Genomic DNA, 24,124 nt, shown 5'->3' with positions numbered 1-24,124 from the left:
CAACCCCATCGAAGAACCACCTTCACAGGAAGCGAAACAGATGTCCGCACGCAAGTCCTTCGCGGGCGCCCTGGCGGCAGTGGTCGCCGGATCCGCCCTCGTCATGACCGCGAGCCCCGCCTCCGCGGCGTACACCCCCGACCCCGACGACCCCGGCTTCACCCCGGTGGCCGCCGACCTGATCGGCGCCGGCTCCGACACCACCCAGCACGCGATGAAGCTGATCGCGGACGTCTGGAACGCCGACGCGTCGCACGGCTTCAAGATCGCGTCGTACGCCGCGACCAGCGGTGGCACCATCCCGCTGCCGGGCAGCCCGGAGATCACCCGGCCGAACGGCTCGGGCGCCGGCAAGGGCACGCTCTACAACCCCAGCAACCCGCAGATCGACTTCGCCCGCTCGTCGGACAAGCTCAGCGCCACGGAGAGCAACGCCGGCCTCAAGGCGATCCCGTTCGCCCTCGACACGGTCGTCACGGCGGTCTCGAACCAGACGCCGTCGAACGCCCCGGCGACGCTGTCGGCGGCCCAGCTGGTCTCGATCTACAAGTGCGAGTCCACCACCTGGAACCAGGTCGGCGGCGCCTCGGGCGCGACGATCAAGCCCTACGCGCCGCAGTCGGGCTCGGGCACCGCGAAGTTCTTCAAGACCACGCTGGTCGCGGCGAACGGCGGCACCGACTTCAACTACGGCGTGTGCGTGACCCAGGACGACACCGTCCAGGAGCACGACGACACCCTGATCAAGGGCAACGCCAACGCGATCGTCCCGATCTCGAAGGGTCGCGCCGAGCTCAAGGGCGGCACCGTCCGCGTCGTCGGCGGCTTCGCCGAGAAGCGCGCCCTCTACAACGTGGTCCGCAGTGCCCAGGCGACCGACGCGTCCCTCCAGGCCGTCTTCGGTGAGAACGGCTTCGTCTGCTCGGCCGCCGCGGCCGCGCTGATCAAGCAGGCGGGCTTCGAGCAGCTCGCCACGCCGGCGCACTCCGGCGCCTGCGGCACGCTGGTCGACTCGACCAGCAACTTCACGGTGAACCAGACGGTTGCGACCACCACTGGCGTCAGCGCGACCAGCACGACGAACGCCGTCAAGGTGGTCGCCAAGGTGTCCGGTTCCACCGCTCCGTCCGGCTCGGTGTCCTTCTACGAGGGCGCGACCCTCGTCCAGGGCGCCGTCCCGCTGGTCTCCGGCCAGGCGACGCTGAGCAAGTCGGGCGTCCCCGCCGGGGCGCACACCTACCGCGCGGTCTACGTGCCCAACGACTCGATCTTCCTGGGCTCCGAGGGCACCACCACCGTCACGGTCTCCGACGCGGTCGCGAAGGCCAAGCCGGCGATCTCGGAGAGCTTCCCGGCCAAGGTGAAGCTCAAGAAGAAGGCCAAGGCGGCCACCGTCAAGGGCGTCGTGACCGTCAAGGGCGCCAGCGGCAAGGTGACGGTGAAGAAGGGCAAGAAGACCCTGAAGTCGGCGACCCTCAAGAACGGCAAGGCCTCCGTCAAGCTGGCCAAGCTCTCGAAGGGCACCCACAAGCTGACGATCGCCTACTCGGGCGACGCCACCCACCTGGCCGGCAAGAAGACCTTCACGATCCAGGTCGTGAAGGCCAAGGCCAAGGCCAAGAAGTAGCGACACAGGTCGGTGCCGGCCCGTCCTCGGGGTGGGCCGGCACCGACACCGCCATCCGGCGACCCCCGGCCGCGCACGTACGACGTACAGGAACCACGCATGACCGTCTCAGACCAGACCACCGTCCTCCCGGCGACGCCCGCGGTCCCGGGGCCCGGGGCCACGTCCGCCGCGGCATCGGGCCCGACGCCGGCGGAGCTCGAGGCCCGGGGGATCACCGCCTGGTTCGGCCAGCACCAGGTGCTGGACCGGGTCTCGCTGCGGATGCCCGCCGGCCAGATCACGGCGCTGATCGGCCCGTCCGGGTGCGGCAAGTCGACGTTCCTGCGGATCCTGAACCGGATGCACGAGCTGGTGCCGTCGGCGCGCCTCGGCGGCGAGGTGCTGCTCGACGGCGAGGACGTCTACGACTCCGACAAGCGGCTGATCGACGCCCGCCGGGCGATCGGCATGGTGTTCCAGAAGCCGAACCCGTTCCCGGCGATGTCGATCCGCGAGAACGTGCTCGCCGGCCTCAAGCTCACCGGCACGAAGGCATCGCGATCCGTCAAGGACGAGCTGGTCGAGTCCTGCCTGCGCAAGGGCGGACTGTGGGCGGAGGTCAAGGACCGCCTCGACGCACCCGGCGGCGGCCTCTCCGGCGGCCAGCAGCAGCGGCTCTGCATCGCCCGCTCGCTGGCGATCAAGCCGCGCGTGCTGCTCATGGACGAGCCGTGCTCGGCGCTCGACCCGACCTCGACCCGGGTCATCGAGGAGACGATGAAGGAGCTGGCCCGGGAGGTGACGATCGTGATCGTCACCCACAACATGCAGCAGGCGGCGCGGGTCTCCGACCAGTGCGCGTTCTTCCTCGCCGCCCAGGGCACCCCCGGGGTGATCGTGGAGCACGGGGATACTGATGCCATGTTCCAGCGCCCGCGCGACCCGCGCACCAGCGACTACGTGCACGGCCGCTTCGGATGAGCCGCCACGAGTCCTGCGGATGAGCCCCGGTCGCCTGATCGCCGCGTTCGCCACCGCACTGCTGGTGGTCGCGGGGCTCGGCTACGCGCTGTCCCAGACCGTCCTGGCCCGGCAGCCGCTGGCCGTCGCCGACCGGCCGGCGTACGTCGAGGCGCCGCGCCCGGCCGCCACGCTGGCCCCGCAGCCGAACGCGCCGGCCGCGCCCACCCGGGTCGACCCGGCCTGGGTCGAGCGCACCGCGGCCCGGGCCGGCATCCCGGCCCCGGCGGTCCGCGCCTACGCCAACGCGCAGCTCGCCGAGCCCCGCGGCTGCCGGGTCGGCTGGACGACCCTGGCCGGCATCGGCTGGGTCGAGTCGCAGCACGGCACCATCGGCGGCCGCACCCTCGGGGCCGACGGCCACGCGTCGACGCCGGTGATCGGCCCGGCGCTGGACGGGAAGCGGTTCGCCGCCATCCCGGCGACCCCCGAGAGCTCGGCCTGGCACGGCGACCCGGTCTGGGACCACGCGGTCGGCCCGCTGCAGTTCATCCCCTCCACCTGGGACACCTGGGGCACCGACGGTGACGGCGACGGCGTCGCCGACCCCAACGACATCGACGACGCGGCGATGAGCGCCGCGCGCTACCTGTGCGCCGACGGGCACGACCTCGCCTCGGGCGCCGGCTGGGCCGACGCGGTGTTCTCCTACAACCACTCGCAGAGCTACATCGACGACGTCTACGCCGCGGCCACGGCGTACGCCGAGCGGACCGACTGAAGGTTCTCGTAGACTCGGCGGCACACCCCCTGTCAGGCCTGACCGGGGGCTTGCGTGTTGCTCCAGCGCTTCCCCGAAGGGACTCCCGTGCAGCTCTCCGGCCTCGCCGCCGCCGTCCTCGCCGACCCCACGCTCGACCAGGCGATGGCCGACGCCCGCGGCGGGGCCGTGCCGGCCCTCGACCTCACCGGCCCCGAGGCGCTGCGACCGTACGTCGTCGCGGGACTGGTCCAGGCGGGCCGGTCGGTGCTGGCGGTGACCGCCACCTCGCGCGAGGCCGAGGATCTGGTCGCGGCGCTCGGCGACCTGGTCGACCCGGCCCTGGTCGCCCACTACCCGAGCTGGGAGACGCTCCCGCACGAGCGGCTCAGCCCGCGCAGCGACACGGTCGGGCGCCGGCTCGCCGTCCTGCGCCGGCTCAAGCACCCGGGCTCCGACGCCGCCAACGGCCCGCTCCGGGTCGTCGTCGCGCCGGTGCGGTCGGTGTTGCAGCCGCAGGTGCAGGGCCTGGCCGACCTCGAGCCGGTCGAGCTCAGCCCGGGCGACACCGCGCCGCTCGACGACGTCGTGCGGCGGCTGGCCGGCGCGGCGTACTCCCGGGTGGACCTGGTGGAGAAGCGCGGCGAGTTCGCGGTGCGGGGCGGCATCATCGACGTCTTCCCGCCGACCGAGGAGCACCCGCTGCGGGTGGAGCTCTGGGGCGACGACGTCGAGGAGATCCGCACGTTCTCCGTCGCCGACCAGCGCACACTCGAGAAGGTCGACCGGCTGTGGGCGCCGCCGTGCCGCGAGCTGCTGCTCACCGACGACGTGCGCGCCCGCGCGGCCGAGCTCGGCCGGCAGCACCCGCAGCTGCTCGAGCTGACCGACAAGATCGCGGCCGGCATCGCCGTCGAGGGCATGGAGTCCCTCGCCCCGGTGCTGGTCGACGAGATGGAGCTGCTCGTCGACCTGATGCCCGACGACACCCACGTGCTCGTGCTCGACCCCGAGCGGGCCCGCCGGCGGGCGCACGACCTGGTGGCGACCAGCGAGGAGTTCCTCGGTGCGAGCTGGGCGGCCGCGGCCGGCGGCGGCACGGCGCCGATCGACCTCGGCGCGGCGTCGTACCGCGAGATCGCCGACGTGCGCGCGCAGGCTCTCGGCCAGGGCAAGCCCTGGTGGACGGTGAGCCCGTTCGGCATCGAGATCCCCGCCGAGGTCGACGTCGACGTGCTCGCCGGCGCCGTGCCGAGCCACGCGCTCTCGGCCAAGCCGGCCGAGGCCTACCGCGGCGAGATGGAGCGCGCGATCGCCGACATCGCCGGCTGGCGCCGCGCGGGCTACCGGGTCGTCGTCCTGCACGCCGGCCACGGCCCGGCCGAGCGGATGCGCGAGGTGCTCGCCGAGCACGACGTACCGGCCCGCGTCGCCGACGATCTCCAGGAGGCCGGTGACCTGTCCACCGACGTCGTCACGATCACCTGCGGGGCCGCGGCGCAGGGCTTCGTCGACGAGGCCAACCGGCTCGTCGTGCTCACCGGCGAGGACCTCTCCGGGCAGAAGGCCTCGACCCGCGACATGCGCAAGATGCCGGCGCGCCGCAAGCGCCAGATCGACCCGCTCGAGCTGCGAGCCGGCGACCACGTCGTGCACGAGCAGCACGGCGTCGGCCGCTTCGTGGAGATGAAGCAGCGCGAGGTCGGGGGAGCGGTGCGCGAGTACCTCGTGCTCGAGTACGGCGCGTCCAAGCGAGGCGGCCCGCCCGACCGGCTCTACGTGCCCGCCGACGCCCTCGACCAGGTGACCCGGTACGTCGGCGGCGAGGCGCCGTCGCTCGACCGGCTGGGCGGCGCCGACTGGACCAAGCGTAAGAACAAGGCCCGCAGGGCGGTCCGCGAGATCGCCGCGGAGCTGATCAAGCTCTACGCCGCGCGGCAGGCGACGAAGGGCTACGCCTTCGGGGCGGACACCCCGTGGCAGCGCGAGCTCGAGGACGCGTTTCCGTTCCACGAGACGCCCGACCAGCTGAGCACGGTCGACGAGGTCAAGGGCGACATGATGCGCACGGTCCCGATGGACCGGCTGGTCTGCGGCGACGTCGGCTACGGCAAGACCGAGATCGCGGTGCGCGCGGCGTTCAAGGCGGTCCAGGACGGCAAGCAGGTCGCGGTGCTGGTACCGACCACGCTGCTGGTCACCCAGCACCTGAGCACGTTCTCCGAGCGGATGAGCGGCTTCCCCGTCGTGCTCAAGGGCCTCAGCCGGTTCCAGACCGACGCCGAGGCGCGCGAGGTGATGGCCGGCATGGCCGACGGCTCGATCGACATCGTCGTCGGCACCCACCGGCTGCTCAACCCCGACGTCCGCTTCAAGGACCTCGGGTTGATCATCGTCGACGAGGAGCAGCGCTTCGGCGTCGAGCACAAGGAGCAGATGAAGCGGCTGCGCACCTCGGTCGACGTGCTGTCGATGAGCGCGACGCCGATCCCCCGCACGCTGGAGATGGCGATCACCGGCATCCGCGAGATGTCCACGATCACCACGCCGCCCGAGGAGCGGCACCCCGTGCTCACCTACGTCGGCGGCTACGAGGACCGGCAGGTGATCGCCGCCGTACGCCGTGAGCTGCTCCGCGAGGGTCAGGTCTTCTACATCCACAACCGGGTCAACTCGATCGAGAAGGCCGCCGCGCGGATCCGCGAGCTGGTGCCGGAGGCCCGGGTCGCGACCGCGCACGGGCAGATGAACGAGCGCCAGCTCGAGCAGGTGATGCTGGACTTCTGGGAGAAGCGCTTCGACGTGCTCGTCTGCACGACGCTCGTCGAGTCCGGTCTCGACGTCTCCAACGCCAACACGATGATCATCGAGCGCTCGGACGCCCTCGGCCTCTCCCAGCTGCATCAGCTGCGGGGCCGGGTCGGCCGCTCGCGGGAGCGGGCGTACGCCTACTTCCTCTACCCGTCCGAGAAGCCGCTCACCGAGACCGCGCACGAGCGGCTCGCGACGCTGGCCCAGCATTCCGACCTCGGCGGTGGCATGGCGATCGCGATGAAGGACCTCGAGATCCGCGGTGCCGGCAACCTGCTCGGCGGCGAGCAGTCCGGCCACATCGCCGACGTCGGCTTCGACCTCTACGTGCGGCTGGTCGGGGAGGCGGTGCAGGAGTTCCGCGGCGACAAGGAGGCCGAGCTCGACGAGGTCCGCATCGAGCTGCCGGTCGACGCCCACCTGCCGCACGGCTACATCCCCAGCGAGCGGCTGCGGCTGGAGATGTACAAGCGGCTCGCCGAGGTGCGCTCCGACGAGGATGTCGACCTGATCAACGAGGAGCTGCTCGACCGGTACGGCGAGCCGCCGGTCGAGGTCGTCTCGCTGCTGCTGGTCGCCCGGTTCCGGGCCCGGGCCCGACAGGCGGGCGTCGGGGAGGTCACGATCGCCGGCCGCAACGTCAGGTTCGCCCCCGTCGACCTGCCCGACTCGCGGGTGGTCCGGCTCAACCGGCTCTACCCGAAGTCGATCGTCAAGGCGCCGGTCAGCACGATCCTGGTGCCTCGTCCGATGACCGCAGGCATCGGGGGGCAGCCGCTGTCCGGGATCGCCCTGCTTGAATGGGCCCGGCAGGTGATCGACTCCATCATCGATCCGGTCACCGATCCAGTCGTCAAAACCCAGGAGACCAAGTGACGCGTCTGTCCTCTCTGGCCGGCCTCGCCGTGGCCGGCACCGTGCTGCTGACCGGCTGTGGCTCCGTGCCCGGCTTCAACCCGGGCATCGGAGTGCGCGTCGACGACACCACGTACTCGCTGGGCGAGGTCGACGACCTGTCCACGTCGTACTGCGAGGCCGTGGAGACCCAGCTCCAGGAGGGCGAGCTCGTGGCGAGCTCGATCATCAGCGGGCAGGTCGTCGGGTCGCTCGCGCTGCGGGCGGCCGCCGAGCAGTTCGCCGACGAGACGGGCGTCGAGCCCGACGCGTCGTACCGTCAGACCGAGCAGCAGCTGGAGTCGGCGATCGGCGACCTGACGCCCGCCCAGCAGGACGCCGTCCGCCAGGTCAACCTGGCCCGGCCCTACGTCGAGGCCGTGCAGATCTCCGTCGGCAAGGCCGGCGGTGCCACGGACGATCAGGCCGCGCTCAGCGCCGGACGGGACGCCTTCGTGGGCTGGCTCGACGAGCAGGACGTGCGGATCGACCCGCGCTTCTCGGTGTCGATCGACGAGGGTGCGGTCGCGCCGGCCAACACCAGCGTGTCCTACTCGGTCAGCAAGACCGCGCTCAGCGGCGCGGCGAGCGAGCCGGACCCGACGTACGCCAAGGGGCTGCCGCAGACCCAGCGCTGCGGCTAGTCGGTGGTCGCGGTGTCCGCCTCCGGCGCGCCCCTCCTCGAGTTCCTCGAGGTGATGCGCCGGCTGCGCGCGGAGTGCGCGTGGAAGGCGGGCCAGACCCACCGCTCGCTCGCGCGCTACCTGCTCGAGGAGACCCACGAGGCCCTTGAGGCGATCGACACCGGCGACGTCGAGCTGCTCCGGGAGGAGCTCGGCGACCTGCTGCTCCAGGTGTACTTCCACGCCGTGATCGCCGAGGAGTCCGGCGAGTTCACGATCGACGACGTCGCCGGCGACATCATCGCGAAGATGCACCGCCGCAACCCGCACGTCTTCCGGCCCGACGCCGACTCGCCGACCGAGGCCGCCGAGATCGATGCCGCCTGGCAGCGCATCAAGGCCGAGGAGAAGCAGCGGACGTCGGTCACCGACGGCCTGCCGCCGGGGCTTCCTGCGCTGCTGTACGCCGACAAGGTGCTCGACCGGATCGAGCGGGCCGGCGGCCCCGGCCGGTCGGCCGGGACGGCGGACCGCTTAGGTGTCGACGAGGCCATCGGTGACCGCCTGCTCGCGGTGGTGGCCGACGCTCGGCGCGCCGGGGTCGATCCCGAGCAGGCGCTCCGCGACGCGGTCCGGCGGCTGTAGCGCCGTCAGCCCAGACCGTCAGCCAGACCGTCAGCCCAGGCTCAGCCCGGTCGACCAGTAGCCCTGGAGGTTCGTCGCCACGTCGATCCCCGCGACCACGGTCGAGCGCACGACGATGATGGCCTGGGTCTGGTTGGTGATCGGGATCGACAGGCCGGTGGTCGTGCAGTTCGTGACGGTCCCGGTCGCCACGAGGGCAGTGAGCTGGGGAGACAGGGTGCACACGGCCCCGGGGACCGGGGTGAAGACGTTGTCCGGGGTCGACGACGTCCACAGTTCGGCCGTGAGGGCGATCGTGGAGCCGACCAGGGACATCGCGTTCGTGTTGGTGAAGTAGGCGTCGATGCCGGTCAGGGTGCGGTCACCCGAGATCGGCTGGGCCAGCCCGGCGACGGCGCTGTTGGTCGCGTCGATCGTGTTGCCGACGACGGAGACACCGCTGACCGAGCCGGCGCCGCTGATGGGCAGCACCGCCACGGTGCCGGTCAATCCGCCCAGGACGGTCGTGGTGGTCGCGGCCTGGCCGCTGCTGCTCGACAGCATGGCTCCCGAACCGGCTGAGCCCGCGGGGCCCGTCGGACCGACGAGGCCCGCCGCGCCGGTGGCGCCGGTGGCGCCGGTCGGTCCCGTGGCGCCGGTCGGCCCGGTCGGGCCGGTCGGGCCGATGTCTCCGGCCGAGCCCGTGGCACCGGCGGCACCGTCAGCACCGGCGGCACCCGTGGCGCCGGCGGCGCCGGCGGCACCGTCAGCGCCCGTGGCACCGGTCGCGCCGGCGGGGCCGGCCGGGCCGATTCCGCCTGCGGCACCCGCAGGACCGGCCGGTCCTGCGGCTCCGGTAGCGCCGCGCGGACCGCGCTTGCCGGGGTCGCCCTTGAGCTTGTTCTTCCCGCCGCGGACCCAGCCGATGTGGTCCTCGCCGCGCCGGCAGTCGGCGAAGGTGCGCACGACCCGGATCTTCCCGGTGTCGACATCGAAGCAGGCGCGGATCACCCGGCGGTCCTGCTTCGCGGCTGGGCTGCCGGGCGCGGCCTGGGCGGCGCCCGCGGTGCCGAGAACGGCGGTCAGGGCCAGGGTGGCCAGGGACAGGGACGCGGTGGCACGAGAGCGGGATCCGAGCACGCCAGAACCCTAGCGGCGTACCGACCCTTCCATGGTCGAATCGGGACACTGGTCGCTGAGGGTCCGGCCCGACCGGCATGATGCGCGGGTGCCAGTCATCCGGGACCGCGTCGTCCACGCCGGCCCCCGACTCCGGGCCGTCGCCGTCACCATCGCGCCGGCCCTCCCGGCCGCCCTGGTCGCCTGGCTGGTCGCCGCGGCGGCCCTGCGTCCCAACCACGCGCTGACCGGCGTGCACTCCTACGCCGGCACGGGGTACGACGACGGCGTCTACCTCGGCGCGGCGGTGCGCCTGCTGCACGGGTCGCTGCCGTGGCTCGACTTCGACCTCCTGCACCCGCCCGGGGCGGTCTGGCTCGGGCTCCCGTTCGCCGCGCTCGGCGAGCTGACCGACGCCTCGACCGGGCTCGCGGCCGCCCGGATCGCGACGGTGGTCGTCGCCGGGCTGAACACCGTGCTGGCGGGGTACGTCGTGCGCAGCCGCGGCCCGCTGGCAGTGTTCGTCGCCGCCACGCTGCTCGCGCTGATGCCCACGTCGTACGGCGCCACCCAGACGCTGCTCCTCGAGCCCTACCTGGTGCTCCTCTCGCTCGCCGGGCTGGTCCTGCTCGCCCGGGCGGATGGCCGGCCGGCGTCCGGCGCTCGGCTCGTGGCCGCCGGCGCGCTGGTCGGCGCGGCCACGTCGGTCAAGGTGTTCGGGGTGCTGGTCGCGCTCGGGGTGCTGCTCGCGCTGCTCCCGCGCAGGCGGGCGATGCGCGACTGGTCGATCGGCGTGCTCGCGGGAGGAGCCCTGCTGACGCTCCCGCTGGTGCTCGCCGCACCCGGCCGAGCGGTCCGCGACATCGTGCTCGTCAACCTGTTCCGCGACGACCTCGACCGAGGGGTGGGCCTGGCGGACCGGCTGCCCGTCGTGCTCGGGTTGTCGGCGCTCCCGGACCCGGCGGCGAGCGCCCGGGCCGTGGTCGTGCTGATCGCGGTCGTCCTGGTCGTCGCGGCCGGCGTCGTCGTGGAGCTCCGCCGGGGGCGGCTGACCCGACTGCACACGGCGACCGTGGTCGTCGCCGTCGTGGCGTTCGCCGGCATGCTGCAGCCGCGCCAGTTCTTCGACCACTACGCCTACTTCCTGGTCGCGCTCCTCGTGCTGCCCGTCGCCCTCGGGGTCGCCGCCGTGGTCGACGCGCTCGCGGTCGTCGTACGCCGTGCCCGGCCGGCTCTCGCGGTGGTCGCTGCCCTGGTGGTCGCGGCCGTCCTGCTCGTCCCGGGCGCCCTCGCGCGGTCGGCCGACTACACCGCCGAGAGCGCCGACCCCGGGCCGCTGATCCGCCGCTACGTCCCGAGCGGCTCGTGCGTGGCGACCGACCTGCCCACGGTCGTGCTGGTCGCCGACCGGATGGGCGCGCCGCGGTCGTGCGACGTGCCGCTCGACCCCTACGGCGTCTGGTTCGCGGAGAACGACTACGTGCCCGCGCACACGCCGCCGCCGTACCGGCCGGCCTTCGTCGACCGGTGGCGGGAGTGGTTCGAGCGTGCCGACTACGTGGTGCTCTCGGTGGAGCTCAGCGACTTCGTGCCGTGGACGCCCGACCTGATCGCGTGGTTCGAGGACCACTACGTCCTGGTCGGCAGCGGGCCGCGCACCTTCGTCTACGTCCGGTTGCCGGCCTGAGGGCCGGGACTCAGTCGTACGTCGGCGCCTGGACGTCCTTCATCGACGGGTCGAGCGCGATGCCCTTGCCGAGCGCCTCCTCGCCCGCGTCGGTGCGGCCGAGTTCGACGAGTGCGAATCCCAGGCGCATGAACGCCGCCGCCATCGTCGGGTCGACCTCGACCGTCTTCTGGTAGAGCTCGACCGCCGCCGCCAGGTCGGCGGACTCGGTGAGGATCGCCTTGTTGTAGAGCGCCGACGCGAAGTCGCCGTCGGTGGCCAGCGCCGCGTCGTACTCCTTCATCGCGGCCTTCTCGTCGCCGGCCTCCTGCGCGATCACGCCGAGGTTGTAGTGGCCGTAGACGTTGCCGGGATCGATGTCGACGACGTTCTCGAAGGTGACCTTCGCGGCCTTCGTGTCGCCGGCGGCGAGCTCGGCGAGCCCCTTCTGGACGAGCGTGGCGCTCGCCGAGTCGGCGGTGGCCGTCCTGGCGTCGGCGTCGGACGTCGACTCGTCGTCGCCGCCGCATCCGGCGAGGGCGGCGAGGAGCGCGAGCGTCACGGAGGCAGCAGCGATACGGGGAGACCACGACACGGCGGTCAGTGTACGGATGCCGGGGCTCTACGATGCGGGCCATGCCCGGCGTCGGACTGCACATGATCGTCAAGGACGAGGCGCCGGTCATCGAGCGCTGCCTGCGCAGCGTCCGTCCGTACGTCGACTGGTGGGTCGTCAGCGATACCGGCTCGACCGACGGCACCCAGGAACTGGTCCGCCGCAGCCTCGCCGGCGTGCCCGGGCGGTTGATCGAGCGACCCTGGGTCTCCTTCGGCCACAACCGGCACGAGGCGCTGGAGGCGGCTCGCTCGCTCGAGCACGCGCGCCGTGGCGACTACGCGCTCTGGATCGACGCCGACGACGAGCTCGTCGACGCGCCCGAGCGTTGGCCGGACCTGACCGCGGACGGCTACCAGCTGGCGGTCGACTACGCGGGCAACCGCTTCGGCCGGATCCACCTCGTGCGCCTCGACCGGCCGTGGCGCTGGCGCGGCGTGGTGCACGAGCACCTGGAGCTCCCGGGCGCGGAGGTCGGCACCCTCGCGGCGCCGCGCATCCTCCAGCACCACGATGGCGCCCGATCCCGAGACCCGGAGACCTACCGCCGCGACGCCGAACTGCTGGCCGCCGAGCTCCGGCGTCGGCCGGGGGACCCGCGCACGCAGTTCTACCTGGCGCAGTCGTGGCGCGACGCCGGCGAGCACGAGCGGGCGCTCGCGGCCTATCGGGAGCGGGCGGCGAACCAGCAGGGCTGGGACCAGGAGCGGTGGTACGCCGGCTTCCAGGTCGGCTGCTGCCTCGAACGGCTCGGCCGGCCGCACGCCGAGGTGGCCGAGGCCTATCTCGACGCCTATGCCGCCCGCCCGACGCGGATCGAGCCGCTGGTCGAGCTCGCGCGACTGGAGCGCTCGCGGGAGCGGTTCGAGGTCGCGGTGCTCTATGCCCGGGCCGCCGTCGCGGCCCCCGCGCCGGGTCCCGACGACCTCTTCGTCGACCACGACGCGTACCTGTGGCGGGCGCACGACGAGCTCGCGGTGAGCTGCTACTGGACCGGGCGCTTGGCCGAGGGGCGGCGCGCCGCCGAGCACGCGCTCGGCGTACGCCCCGACGACGAGCGGCTGCGCGCGAACCTGGGGTTCTTCGACGCGCGGACCGGCGAACGCTAGCGCCGCGGGTGGGAGATAGCGTGACGGTTGGCGTGGTCAGGGTATGTGCGTCGCAAGGCGGCGGCGCGACGGCATACCCACTCGTCTTCCGAGCGTCGCCAACGCAGCGAGGTGCCTGCCATGGCTGTGCGAAACGTCATGGAATCTCCCGCGCGGGGCGCTAGGGTCGGCGCCGTGTCTCGGGTGCTGATCGTCGAGGACGATGTCGACGTGCGCGACTGGATCGCGCACTGCATGGTCACGGACGGCCACGAGGTGCGCGGACTGTCGTCCGCGGCCGCGCTGCGCCGGCTGCGTGAGGAGGAGCCGGCCTACCGGCCCGACCTCGTGCTGATGGACTACGCCCTCGCCGACACCGACGGGGTCGCGCTGCTGGCCGAGGCCGAGCAGCACTGGCCGGGCCTGCCCGCCGTCTTCGTCACCGTGCAGTGGACCGGCGAGATCATCGAGCGGATCGAGCGCTCGGGCCGCGAGCGGATCGCCAAGCCCTTCGACCCCGACGACCTGCGAGCGGCCGCCCGACGGGCGCTCGCGGCCGGGGGGAGCCGGGGGTGAGCCGGGCCCGGCTGCTCGACCTGGGGTCCTTCGCCGCGTACTTCGTCGTGGCGGCCCTGCTCGGACGGCTGACGGTGCTGGAGGGCGCGGAGCTCGCGCTGGTGTGGCCGGCGGCGGGTGTCGCGGCCGCGTGGTTCGCCGTCACCGGCTGGCGGCGCGGCCTGGTCCTCGACGCGGTCGTGCTGTTCGTCTGCTCCTGGGCGGTCAACGACCTGACCGGCGCCGACACCTGGCTGTCCGTCGGACTGGCGGCGGGCACGGTCGCGCAGGTGCTGGTGTTCGGGATGCTGCTGAGCCGCTGGTGTCCCGCGATGTGGGGCTTCGGCGACCGGCCGCCACCCGGGGTGCCGGGCGTGCGTGACCTGGGTGTCCTGGCCGGTGCGGCGTTCCTCTCCGCCGCCGTGGCGTCGCTGGCCGGACCCACCACGATCGTGCTGCTGACCGACGGCAACTGGGCCTCGCTGGCGACCTGGGTCCTGCGCACCACGGTCGGGGTGCTCGCGATCTTCCCGCTGTCGATGCTGGCCCGCAACGTCGCGCGGGCCCCGCACGGCGGGCTCGCCGGGGTGGGGCGCGGAACCATCGTGGAGGCGGTCGGCCTCGTCGTGGCGACCGGTCTCGCCACCTGGCTGGTGTTCTGGACCAACGACGACCTGCCGGTGCCGTTCCTGGTGCTGACGACGTGCGTGTGGGCGGGGACCCGGTTCACGTCGTGGGTCGCCGACATCCACGCGATCCTGCTGACGGCGGGGGTCACGGTCGCCACCGTCCTGAACCAAGGACCGTTCACGAGCATCGACGACGTGACCGCGCGCGAGCTGGTGTTTCAGTCCTACGTCGCGATGATCGTCGTCCTGAACCTCGCCCTCTCCGTGGCCCGCCGCGAGCTGCTGCTCCTCAACCGGCGCATCGCCCGGTCGGAGGCCGCATCGCAGGAGCAGGCGACCATGCTCCGCACCATCCTCGACACGATGGCCGACGGCGTCAGCGTCCTCGACGACACCGGCCACCTCGTGCTCCGCAACCCCGCCGCGACCCATCTCATCGGCGGCGTCCAGCTCGATGCCGAGGGGCGGGTGGAGAGCGGGGACTACGGCATGTTCTACGCGGACGGCACCCGGCTGACACGCGAGAGTGGCCCGTTCACCCGGGCGCTCGCGGGCGAGCAGATCGACGGGGTCGACGTCTTCGTGCGCAACCCGGCCGCGCCCGACGGCCGGCTGATCGAGGTGACGGTGCGCCCGCTGCCGAACACCGACCCGCTGCTGACCGTGGCGGTCTTCCACGACGTCACGGCCGACCGGCGCGAGCGTGACGAGTTGGCGTCGTTCGCCGGTGTGGTCGCCCACGACCTGCTCAACCCGCTCACGGTCGTCGAGGGCTGGTCCGAGGCGCTGCTCGAGGCCGCGCAGGCCGGCACGGTCGTGCCCCTGGACCGCCAGGCCGACCAGCTCGGCCGGATCCTGCGGGCGGCCCAGCGCATGCAGCACCTGATCAGCGACCTGCTCGCCTACACGACGGCGCGCGACCTCAAGATCAACCCCGTGCGGGTCGACCTCCACGCGGTCGCCACCGACGTGGCGCGGGCGCGCGTCGACGCCGTCCGGGTCAAGGGCGGGGAGTCGCCCCTGATCACGGTCGATGCCGACCTGCCGCCGGTGCTCGCCGAGCCCGTGCTGCTGCGCCAGGTCGTCGACAACCTGGTCGGGAACGCGGTCAAGTACGTCGCGCCGGGCGTCCTGCCCGAGGTGCGGGTCGCCGCCCGGGTGCTGGCCGACGGCGACGCCCACCCGATGGTGCTGGTCGAGGTCAGCGACAACGGGATCGGCATCCCCGAGGACCAGCAGTCACGGGTCTTCGACAGCTTCCACCGGGCGCACGCGGACGGCGGCTACCGGGGCACCGGCCTGGGGCTCTCGATCGTCAAGCGCATCGCCGAGCGGCACGACGGCACCGCCTGGGCGACCGGCAACCCGGCGACCGGGGGGACCACGATGAGCGTCACCTTCCCGTCAGCCGGGCGTCGGGATGTCGCCGAGCTTGACGACGGTGAGCTGGATGTCGCGGAAGTTCGCCTGGGAGCCGCTGACGTACCTCGGCCGGAAGATCCCCTCGGTGACGACGTTGGCGACGAAGGTGACCGAGCTGGTCACCGCGGCCGACGGTGACGCGGCGGCGGGGAACGAGAGCTGGCTGCCCATCCAGGCCGTGTAGTCGGACGAGGTGTCGACCCACCAGATCGCGGTGTTCGTCGACTCGCTGCGCAGCGACAGCGTGACCTGGTAGACGCCCGACGTGACGGCGATGTGGTCGCTCTCCACGCTCACGTCGCCGGCGTTGGTGTACATGCCGAAGCTCACCGTGTTGGCGCCGCCCGGGCTCAGGTTGGTCCCGTTGGCGGCGCGCGCGTACCCGTACGACGGCTGAGCGGTGCCGGCGGGGCCGGTCGCTCCGGTGGCTCCGGTGTCTCCTGCAGGCCCGGTCGCTCCCGTCGCTCCGGTGGCTCCGGTGTCTCCTGCGGGCCCGGTCGCTCCCGTCGCGCCCGCCGGTCCGGTCGCCCCGACGGGGCCGATCGCACCCGGCGCGCCGGTCGCTCCCGCCGCCCCGACCGTGCCGGTGGCGCCGGTTGCCCCCTGGGGACCCGCCGGCCCCATCGGCCCCATCGGCCCGGCGACGCCCTTCGGGCCGCGCGCGCCCTGCTGGGCGTTCTTGCCGCCGCGCTTCCAGCGGATGTGGCTCTCGGCCGGGCGGCAGTCGGCGATGCTCTCGACGACCCGGATCCTGCCGGTGTCGACGTTGTAGCAGGCGCTGATGATGCGCTTCGGGGCGGCCTCGGCCGCGCCGGCCGTGCCGATCACGGTGGTCAGGGCCAGCGAGGCGAGGGAGAGGGCGGGGACGATGCGGCGCCGGGTCGAGGTCACGCGGACGAGCGTAGGGTGTGTCGCACGTGACGCATGGGACTTTCCGAATTATCGGACGACGATCGACAGGAATCCGGTCAGGTCCCCGGTCAGGCCTCCATGGGGGTGGCCGAGAACTGGCAGTCCCGGAGCGCGACGTTCAGGGTCATGCCGTCGGGCACGTAGGCGAGGGTCACGATGTCGCCCGCCGTGAGATCGACCACGGTGTCGAGTGCGACCGGTCCCTGCGCCACGGCGCGCATCGTGAGGACGAGCGCGATGTTGACGTCCAGGATCCCCACCCGGCTGGTGGCGACGGTGGTCCCGTTGACCTTGAGGTCCAGCGACGGGTCGACGTTGGACCCGAGGGAGACGGTCTGGGCGGCGCTGAGGCCGACGTTGCAGCTCGCGGCCAGGCGGTAGGCGCCGGTCGTCGGCACGGTGAAGGTCCCCGAGGCCGGGTCGAACGCCGGGCCGGTGAAGTACGGCGCCGCGCCGCTCCACCCCGCCACGTCCGTGCCGCTGGCGGTGATGACGTCGGACACGGTGGTCACGGAGAAGAGTGGGGGAGTGGCGGCCTGGCCGGTCGCTCCGGTGGCGCCGGTCGGCCCGGTGACCCCGGTGGGGCCGGTGACCCCGGTCGGTCCGGTGACGCCCGTGGGGCCGGTGACCCCGGTCGGCCCGGTCGCTCCGGAGGCCCCCGTGGGCCCGGCCGCGCCGGTGGCGCCGATCGACCCGGCGGCTCCCGTCGCGCCCGTGGGTCCGGCCGGGCCGGTGGCGCCGACGGGCCCGATGCCCCCGGCGGCGCCCGGCGCCCCGGCGACACCGGGAGCACCGGCCGGACCCGGAGCGCCAGTGGCGCCGGTTGCCCCCTGGGGGCCGGCCGGTCCGGTCAGGCCGCGTGGTCCGCGGGCGCCCTGCTGGGCGTTCTTGCCGCCGCGCTTCCAGCGGATGTGGCTCTCGGCCGGGCGGCAGTCGGCGATGCTCTCGACGACCCGGATCCTGCCGGTGTCGACGTTGTAGCAGGCGCTGATGATGCGCTTCGGGGCGGCCTGCGCCGCGCCGGCCGTGCCGATCACGGTGGTCAGGGCCAGCGAGGCGAGGGAGAGGGCGGGGACGATGCGGCGCCGGGTCGAGGTCACGGCGACGAGAGTAGAGCCTCGCGGGCGCGGCGTGACGGAACACCCCGGAGTCGGGACGACCGTCGACACGTGCCGGGCCGTCACGCGGTCCGGGCTCTGCGAGGCGCGGGCCCGCGGCCCACTAGGCTGGCTCGCGCACGATCGAACCGTCCCCGGACCCAGCCAGGAGCATGACGTGGCATCCATCGAAGCTGTCGGCGCCCGCGAGATCCTCGACTCGCGCGGCAACCCCACCGTGGAGGTCGAGGTGCTGCTCGACGACGGCGCGTTCGCGCGGGCGGCGGTGCCGAGCGGAGCGTCGACCGGTGCCTTCGAGGCGGTGGAGCTGCGCGACGGCGGCGATCGCTACGCCGGCAAGGGCGTGCGCCAGGCGGTCGACGCCGTCATCCAGACCCTGGGCCCGGCGGTCGAGGGCCTCGACGCCGATGACCAGCGCCTCGTCGACCAGGCGATGCTCGAGGCCGACGGCACCCCCAACAAGGCCCAGCTCGGCGCCAACGCCATCCTCGGCGTCTCGCTCGCCGTCGCCCGGGCCGCGGCCGACTCCGCCGGCCTGCCGCTCTACCGCTACGTCGGCGGCCCCAACGCCCACGTGCTGCCGGTGCCGATGATGAACATCCTCAACGGTGGCGCCCACGCCGACACCAACGTCGACATCCAGGAGTTCATGATCGCGCCGATCGGCGCGCCGTCGTTCCGCGACGCGCTGCGCTCCGGCGCCGAGGTCTACCACGCCCTGAAGTCGGTGCTGAAGAAGCGCGGCCTGGCCACCGGCGTCGGCGACGAGGGCGGCTTCGCGCCCGACCTCGAGTCCAACCGCGCCGCCCTCGACCTGATCGCCGAGGCGATCGGGGTCGCCGGCTACGAGCTCGGCAAGGACATCACGCTCGCGCTCGACGTGGCCGCGACCGAGTTCCACTCCGACGGCGCCTACACCTTCGAGGGTGCCGCGAAGTCGAGCGACGAGATGATCGCCTACTACGCCGACCTGGTCGCGTCGTACCCGATCGTCTCCATCGAGGACCCGCTCGACGAGGAGGACTGGGCCGGCTGGAAGGCCATCACCGACCGGCTCGGCGCCCAGACCCAGCTCGTCGGCGACGACCTCTTCGTCACCAACGTCGAGCGGCTCCAGCGGGGCATCACCGGCGGTCAGGCCAACGCGCTGCTGGTGAAGGTCAACCAGATCGGCTCGCTGACCGAGACCCTCGACTCGGTTGAGCTGGCCCACCGCAACGGCTACCGCTGCATGATGAGCCACCGCTCCGGCGAGACCGAGGACACCACCATCGCCGACCTCGCCGTCGCCACCAACTGCGGCCAGATCAAGACCGGTGCCCCGGCGCGCTCCGAGCGGGTCGCGAAGTACAACCAGCTGCTGCGGATCGAGGACGAGCTCGCAGATGCGGCGCGCTACTCCGGCGCGTCGGCGTTCCCGCGGTACGCCCGCTGAGCGACCCTAGGAGACATGCCCTCCGAGTCTCGTCGTACGCCCCCGCGCGGCGTGCGGCCCCGAGGTCGCACCGGACCCGGCCGGGTGAGTGCGCCCGCACGGTCCGGCGCGCGTCCGGGGTCGGACGCGCCCGGGGCCGCCGTGGCCGGTGGGCTGCCCGGCCGGCGCCGACCGCGGCTCACGGGCCGGGCGGCGGTGCTCGTGCTGGTGCTGTCACTGCTGACGATCTCCTACGCCTCGTCGCTGCGCGCCTACCTCGACCAGCGCGCGCACATCGACGACCTCAAGGGCAAGATCGCCCTGCGCGAGGCACAGATCGGCGACCTGGAGCGGGAGCAGCGCCGCTGGAAGGACCCGGCGTACGTCCGCCAGCAGGCCCGTGACCTCAACTACGTGATGCCCGGCGAGACGGCGTACGTCGTGCTCGACGAGGACGGCGAGCCGGTGCAGAGCGACGCGACGCTGAGCGACCCCGCCGCGGCGACCCCGAAGGCGCCGAAGGCCTGGTGGTCGACCGCGTGGCGATCCGTCGAGCTCGCCGGCAATCCGCCCGCGCCGGAGAAGCCGCCGGCCAAGAGGATCGGCAAGATCACCGACGGCGGCGGCTGAGCCGGTCGCGCCTCACCGCGCCGCGGTGGTTGAGGACGTCGCGCCGCACCGGCCCCACGGTGGTTGAGGACGTCGCGCCGCACCGGCCCCACGGTGGTTGAGGAGGTTGCGCTGCAACCGTCTCGAAACCCCGCTGGCACGATAGGACCCGTGATCGACCCCGCCGACGAGTCCGCGATCGCCGCCCAGCTCGGCCGCGAGCCCCGCGCCATCCACGAGGTCGGGCACCGGTGCCCGTGCGGCAACCCCGACGTGGTGACCACGGAGCCGCGGCTGCCGAACGGCACGCCGTTCCCGACGACCTTCTACCTCACCTGCCCGCGGGCCGCCTCGCGCATCGGCACCCTCGAGGGCTCGGGCCTGATGAAGGAGATGCAGGACCGGCTCGGAAGCGACCCGGAGCTGGCCGCGGCGTACCGAGCCGCGCACGAGCGCTACCTGGAGTACCGCGCCACGCTCGGGCAGGTCGACGAGATCGAGGGCATCTCCGCCGGCGGCATGCCCGACCGGGTGAAGTGCCTGCACGTGCTCGCCGGCCAGTCGCTGGCGCAGGGGAGGGGCGTGAACCCGCTCGGCGACGAGGTGCTCGACCTGCTCGGCGACTGGTGGGAGTCCGGGCCGTGCGTGGTGGTCGACGGTGGTTGAGGAGGGCGTTCTGCGCCCGTCTCGAAACCAGGTGGCCGCCATCGACTGCGGCACCAACACCATCAAGCTGCTGATCGGCTCGATGCTCCCATCGGATGGGCTGAGCGTCGACGTCCGCGAGATGCGGATGGTGCGGCTCGGCCAGGACCTCGACCGCACCGGCCGGATCGCCGACGAGGCGCTGGCGCGGGCGTTCGCCGCGATCGACGAGTACGCCGAGCTGATCCGCGCGCACGGCGTACCGCCCGAGCGGGTGCGCTTCGTGGCCACCTCGGCCAGCCGTGACGCGGCCAACGCCGACGTGTTCGTCGCCGGCGTGCGCGAGCGCCTGGGCGTCGAGCCCGAGGTCGTGAGCGGCGCGGTCGAGGCCGCGCTGTCCTTCGGCGGTGCCGTGCGCAACCTGCGCGACCGGCCGGACACGCCGGTCCTGGTCGTGGACATCGGCGGCGGCTCGACCGAGCTGATCCTGGGCGCGACCGGCCCGGAGGCCGCGGACTCGATGGACATCGGGTCGGTGCGGCTCACCGAGCGGCACCTGCGCTCCGACCCGCCGACCGCCGCCGAGATCGCCGCGTGCGTCGCCGACATCGACGCCCACCTGGACGCCTGCCCGGTCGACCCCGCCGACGCCGCCACGGTGGTCGGCGTCGCCGGCACCGTCACCCAGCTCGCCGCCGTGGTGCTCGACCTCGCGGCGTACGACCGGGAGCTCGTCGACCAGCAGGTGCTGCCGGTCGCCGACGTCCACGCCACCACCGACCGGCTGCTCGCGATGACCGTCGCCGAGCGCCTGGCCATCGCCTCGATGCATCCCGGCCGCGCCGACGTCATCGCCGCCGGCGTACTGATCCTCGACCGGGTGCTGCGCCGCTCCGCCGTCACCTCGCTGGTCGTCTCCGAGTCCGACATCCTCGACGGGATCGCCTGGTCGCTGGTCTGAGTGCCCCGGCCGGCGGGATACCCAGTGACGTTCTGGTTGTTCCGGGCCACCGGGAACGACCGTTCCGTCACTGGGTATCGCTCCGTGGGAGTTTGGCCGGGCCCGCTGCGGGCACGGGGTGGGTATGAAGAAGACGAGCCTGTTGATCGGAGTGGCCATCGGCTACGTGCTCGGCTCGCGGGCCGGGCGGGAGCGCTACGAGCAGATCAAGTCCGGGGCCAGCAAGGTCGCGCACGACCCGAGGGTGCAGGACGCCGTCGGCAAGGCGCAGGACGCCGTCGGCCACCAGGCCAGCGCCGTCGCCGGGGCCGCGCGGGAGAGGGTCAACTCCCACCTCTGAGGTGCGGCAGGATGGCCGGGTGAGCTACGTCCCGCCCGGCACCGGCTGGCCCGGCGACCCCGCGACGGCCGAGACGCCGGTGGCGCGGACCCCGGCCCGGGTGCGCCGGCTGGCGAGCACCGCCGGCCCCGACGGGCTGGCCGAACTCGACGCCCGCGTCTCGGTCTGTCGTGCCTGCCCGCGGCTGGTGCGCTGGCGCGAGCAGGTCGCCGACGTCAAGCGCGCGTCGTACGCCCACGAGACCTACTGGGGCCGGCCGATCCCGGGCTGGGGGCCGCCCACCGCACGGATTCTGATCGTCGGCCTCGCGCCCGCCGCGAACGGCGCCAACCGCACCGGCCGGATCTTCACCGGCGACCGCAGCGGCGACTGGCTGTTCGCGAGCCTGCACCGGGTAGGCCTGGCCCGCCTGCCCACCAGCACCCATGCCGACGACGGCCAGGAGCTGATCGACACCCGGATGGTCGCCACCGTCCGCTGCGCGCCCCCGCAGAACAAGCCGACCGTCGCCGAGCGCGACACCTGCGCACCCTGGATCGTCGCCGAGCTCGGGCTGCTCGCCGACCACGTCGAGGTGGTGGTCGCGCTCGGCGGCTTCGGCTGGGACGCCGCGCTGCGGTCGTACGCCGCACTCGGCTGGGACGTGGTGCGGCCCAGGCCGCGCTTCGGCCACGGCGCCGAGGCGCGCCTGGTCGGTGACGGCCGCGAGATCACCCTGCTCGGCTGCTACCACCCGAGCCAGCAGAACACGTTCACCGGGAGGCTCACCGAGGCGATGCTCGACGGCGTCCTGGGCCGGGCCGCCGACCTCGCCGGAGCCCGCTAGCCTCGCCCCGTGACGCCAGGCTGACGTCATACGGTCGGAGCATCCGCTTGCTCCGTCCGTATGACGTCCCGCGCGGCCCCCGTATCCCAACCGGCAGAGGAAGCCGCCTTAAAAGCGGCTAGTTGTGAGTTCGACTCTCACCGGGGGCACCCATCCGCGTCCGGCACTCGACGCCCGGCACGCCGCGGTCCAGTCCACTCCCACGGTTCGATGACATCCTCGCGACGTTTCGGCTGACAGAAAGAACATAATCTTATAAGGTCCGAATCATGTCAGACCTGTCGCACCTCAAGGTGACCCGCGGTTCGCGGGTCTCCCTCCAGGATCAGATCCTCCGGGCGCTCCTCCAGAAGATCGACGACGGCACCTACGGGCCCGGGGCGCGACTCCCCACGGAGCGCCAGATCGCCGAGGCGATGGGGGTGAGCCTGGCGCCGGTGCGGGTGGCGATGAAGCAGCTGGAGCTGTCCGGGCACGTCGAGCGGACCCAGGGGCGCGGCACGTTCGTGATCGAGCGGCCGGTGCAGTACGAGCTGCGGCTGATGAGCAGCTCCACCGACAGTCTGCGCCGGGCCGGTGTGCCCTTCTCCGTCGAGGTCGTCGACCAGTCGATCGGCACGCCGCCGGCGGCGGTGGCCGCCGACCTGGGGCTCGGGCCGGACGAGACCGCCTTCCATCTGCTCCGCGTGGTCGCGGTGCGCTCGCGGCCGGCCATCCTGCTGGAGTCCTGGGTCTCGCAGCAGTACCTCGGCGAGGTGGTCGACGACGAGATCTTCGACCGGGGCGAGTCGCTCTACGGCGTGCTGGCCAAGAACGGCGTCGTGCAGCAGCACGCGTCCGGGCAGGTGAGCATCCGGTACGCCTCCGAGGGGGAGGCCGACCTGCTCGCGATGCCCTTCGGTACGCCGCTGCTGGGCCTCAGCTCGATCACCTACGACCCCGAGGGCCACCCGATCGACAGCTCGCGCGGTCTCTACGACCCCGGCCGGTTCTCGCTCGAGATGGACCAGGCCATCGGACCGGACACGGAGAAGTGATGGATCGTCTGACCGAGCTCCGCACGGCGATCGCCGAGAACACCGTGCCCGGCGGCAGTGCCTACGGGCGTGCCGCCGCCGAGGTGATCCTGCTCAGCCTCGAGACCCAGCCCGGCGCCGACGTGCCGACCGTGGTCACCGATGCCGCGACCTGGCTGGTCGAGACGAAGCCGTCGATGACGAGCATGCGGACCGTCGCCGCCATGGCGCTCGCGGCGGCGACCGATCCCGACCCGCGGGCGTCCGTGGTGCGGCAGATGCGCGACTTCATCGTGGAGTCGGAGCAGGCGATCGCGCGGATCGCCGACCACGCCGAGGCGTTCATCAAGCCCGGCAGCAAGGTGCTCTACCACTCGTTCAGCGGCTCGCTGCTGCACCTGCTCGGCCGGGCCGCGGAGACCACCCCCGACCTCACGCTGATGCTGACCGAGTCGCGGCCCTACCGCGAGTCGCGGCGGATCGCGTCGGCGCTCGCGCACACCGACGCGTCGTTCGTCGCCTACAGCGACGCGTCCGTGTCGCTGGCCGCGGCCGACGCCGACCTCGTCATCGTCGGCTGCGACGCGCTCTTCGTCGACGGCTCGTTCGCCAACAAGATCGGCTCGCTGCCGCTGGCCCTGGCCTGCCGGCACGCCGGTACGCCGTACTACGTCGCCACTGAGGTCTCGAAGCTCTACCCCGGCGATCCGGACGACGTGGCGATGGAGCAGCGGCCGTCGTCGGAGATGGCCGCCGACTGGGACCTGTGGGCCTCCGGCCGGGTCGAGGTGCGCAACCAGTTCTTCGAGCGTGTCCCGGCCGATCTCGTGACCGCCTACCTCACCGACCGCGGCGTCCTCCGTCCGCAGGAGGTCGGCGCCCGCACCCACTGATTCACCCATCTCGG

General features: G+C 73.0%; 21 protein-coding genes and 1 tRNA gene. 19 read left to right on the top strand and 3 right to left on the bottom strand.

Features of this window, described 5'->3' with window-relative positions; translation table 11 throughout:
• The first annotated feature begins 40 nt into the window (after positions 1–40).
• From KM427_RS21185 to KM427_RS21160, 6 genes are all read left to right on the top strand, one after another.
• Positions 41–1,627 carry an Ig-like domain repeat protein gene (locus KM427_RS21185; RefSeq protein ID WP_215525213.1) on the top strand — a complete coding sequence of 529 codons (1,587 nt, stop codon included), beginning with the start codon at positions 41–43 and terminating at the stop codon, positions 1,625–1,627.
• A gap of 99 nt (positions 1,628–1,726) precedes the next feature.
• A complete protein-coding gene (locus tag KM427_RS21180; RefSeq protein WP_252274729.1) occupies positions 1,727–2,590 on the top strand; it encodes a phosphate ABC transporter ATP-binding protein in 864 nt (287 codons plus the stop codon).
• Positions 2,591–2,609: 19 nt separating this feature from the next.
• On the top strand, positions 2,610–3,350 hold the full coding sequence (locus KM427_RS21175) for a lytic transglycosylase domain-containing protein (RefSeq protein ID WP_183591767.1): 741 nt from the start codon (positions 2,610–2,612) through the stop codon (positions 3,348–3,350).
• A 144-nt stretch (positions 3,351–3,494) separates the two neighbouring features.
• Positions 3,495–7,016 (top strand): transcription-repair coupling factor, encoded by a 3,522-nt coding sequence (mfd, locus tag KM427_RS21170; RefSeq protein ID WP_252275435.1) that lies wholly within the window; start codon positions 3,495–3,497, stop codon positions 7,014–7,016.
• Positions 7,013–7,678 carry a hypothetical protein gene (locus tag KM427_RS21165; protein ID WP_215525212.1) on the top strand — a complete coding sequence of 222 codons (666 nt, stop codon included), beginning with the start codon at positions 7,013–7,015 and terminating at the stop codon, positions 7,676–7,678. Before mfd ends, KM427_RS21165 begins: the two co-directional genes overlap by 4 nt.
• A 12-nt stretch (positions 7,679–7,690) precedes the next feature.
• Positions 7,691–8,302, top strand: a complete 612-nt coding sequence (locus KM427_RS21160) for a nucleoside triphosphate pyrophosphohydrolase (RefSeq protein ID WP_252274727.1) — start codon at positions 7,691–7,693, stop codon at positions 8,300–8,302.
• Positions 8,303–8,332: 30 nt separating this feature from the next.
• Here KM427_RS21160 and KM427_RS21155 read toward each other — a convergent pair whose 3' ends face one another.
• The gene (locus KM427_RS21155) at positions 8,333–9,421 is read right to left on the bottom strand and encodes a hypothetical protein (RefSeq protein WP_215525211.1); all 1,089 of its coding nucleotides are present in this window, start codon (positions 9,419–9,421) and stop codon (positions 8,333–8,335) included.
• A gap of 88 nt (positions 9,422–9,509) precedes the next feature.
• On the opposite strand from KM427_RS21155, the gene KM427_RS21150 reads away from it, so the two are divergent.
• Positions 9,510–11,087 (top strand): glycosyltransferase 87 family protein, encoded by a 1,578-nt coding sequence (locus KM427_RS21150; RefSeq protein ID WP_215525210.1) that lies wholly within the window; start codon positions 9,510–9,512, stop codon positions 11,085–11,087.
• A gap of 10 nt (positions 11,088–11,097) precedes the next feature.
• On the opposite strand, the gene KM427_RS21145 is transcribed toward KM427_RS21150, so the two are convergent.
• Positions 11,098–11,661, bottom strand: a complete 564-nt coding sequence (locus KM427_RS21145; protein ID WP_215525209.1) for a tetratricopeptide repeat protein — start codon at positions 11,659–11,661, stop codon at positions 11,098–11,100.
• Between the two features lie 41 nt (positions 11,662–11,702).
• On the opposite strand from KM427_RS21145, the gene KM427_RS21140 reads away from it, so the two are divergent.
• From KM427_RS21140 to KM427_RS21130, 3 genes are all read left to right on the top strand, one after another.
• Positions 11,703–12,791 carry a glycosyltransferase gene (locus tag KM427_RS21140; protein WP_215525208.1) on the top strand — a complete coding sequence of 363 codons (1,089 nt, stop codon included), beginning with the start codon at positions 11,703–11,705 and terminating at the stop codon, positions 12,789–12,791.
• Between the two features lie 174 nt (positions 12,792–12,965).
• The gene (locus KM427_RS21135) at positions 12,966–13,346 is read left to right on the top strand and encodes a response regulator (protein ID WP_183591761.1); all 381 of its coding nucleotides are present in this window, start codon (positions 12,966–12,968) and stop codon (positions 13,344–13,346) included.
• Entirely contained in the window at positions 13,343–15,514 is a 2,172-nt protein-coding gene (locus KM427_RS21130) for a sensor histidine kinase (protein WP_215525207.1), read from the top strand. Before KM427_RS21135 ends, KM427_RS21130 begins: the two co-directional genes overlap by 4 nt.
• Before the next feature lie 842 nt (positions 15,515–16,356).
• Here the strand turns inward: KM427_RS21130 and KM427_RS21125 are convergent.
• Positions 16,357–17,388, bottom strand: coding sequence for a collagen-like domain-containing protein (locus KM427_RS21125; RefSeq protein WP_215525206.1), 1,032 nt, complete (start codon positions 17,386–17,388; stop codon positions 16,357–16,359).
• Positions 17,389–17,563: 175 nt separating this feature from the next.
• Between KM427_RS21125 and eno the strand changes: the two genes are divergently transcribed.
• The 9 genes from eno (at position 17,564) to KM427_RS21080 (ending at position 24,110) form a co-directional block, all read left to right on the top strand.
• Entirely contained in the window at positions 17,564–18,841 is a 1,278-nt protein-coding gene (gene eno / locus KM427_RS21120; RefSeq protein ID WP_183591759.1) for a phosphopyruvate hydratase, read from the top strand.
• A gap of 15 nt (positions 18,842–18,856) precedes the next feature.
• A complete protein-coding gene (locus KM427_RS21115; protein WP_215525205.1) occupies positions 18,857–19,450 on the top strand; it encodes an FtsB family cell division protein in 594 nt (197 codons plus the stop codon).
• Between the two features lie 141 nt (positions 19,451–19,591).
• Complete coding sequence (locus KM427_RS21110; protein ID WP_183592250.1) at positions 19,592–20,095, top strand: DUF501 domain-containing protein; 504 nt, start codon at positions 19,592–19,594, stop codon at positions 20,093–20,095.
• A gap of 31 nt (positions 20,096–20,126) precedes the next feature.
• Entirely contained in the window at positions 20,127–21,035 is a 909-nt protein-coding gene (locus tag KM427_RS21105) for a Ppx/GppA phosphatase family protein (protein WP_286674219.1), read from the top strand.
• 124 nt (positions 21,036–21,159) lie between these two features.
• Positions 21,160–21,375, top strand: coding sequence for a hypothetical protein (locus KM427_RS21100; protein ID WP_183592293.1), 216 nt, complete (start codon positions 21,160–21,162; stop codon positions 21,373–21,375).
• 19 nt (positions 21,376–21,394) lie between these two features.
• Complete coding sequence (locus tag KM427_RS21095) at positions 21,395–22,201, top strand: uracil-DNA glycosylase (RefSeq protein WP_215525204.1); 807 nt, start codon at positions 21,395–21,397, stop codon at positions 22,199–22,201.
• 75 nt (positions 22,202–22,276) lie between these two features.
• Positions 22,277–22,350: transfer RNA gene (locus KM427_RS21090), tRNA-Leu, on the top strand.
• 120 nt (positions 22,351–22,470) lie between these two features.
• Positions 22,471–23,238, top strand: a complete 768-nt coding sequence (locus KM427_RS21085; protein ID WP_183591756.1) for a GntR family transcriptional regulator — start codon at positions 22,471–22,473, stop codon at positions 23,236–23,238.
• Positions 23,238–24,110: an eIF2B alpha/beta/delta subunit family protein gene (locus KM427_RS21080; RefSeq protein ID WP_215525203.1), complete on the top strand. Its 873-nt coding sequence runs from the start codon at positions 23,238–23,240 to the stop codon at positions 24,108–24,110. The genes KM427_RS21085 and KM427_RS21080 overlap by 1 nt, the downstream gene beginning before the upstream one ends.
• The last annotated feature ends 14 nt before the right edge of the window (positions 24,111–24,124 follow it).

The organism is Nocardioides sp. LMS-CY, assembly GCF_018732145.1.
Classification (GTDB): Bacteria; Actinomycetota; Actinomycetes; order Propionibacteriales; family Nocardioidaceae; genus Nocardioides; species Nocardioides soli.
Note: the sequence above shows the minus strand (reverse complement) of the source record. Positions and strands in the feature narration are given on the sequence as shown.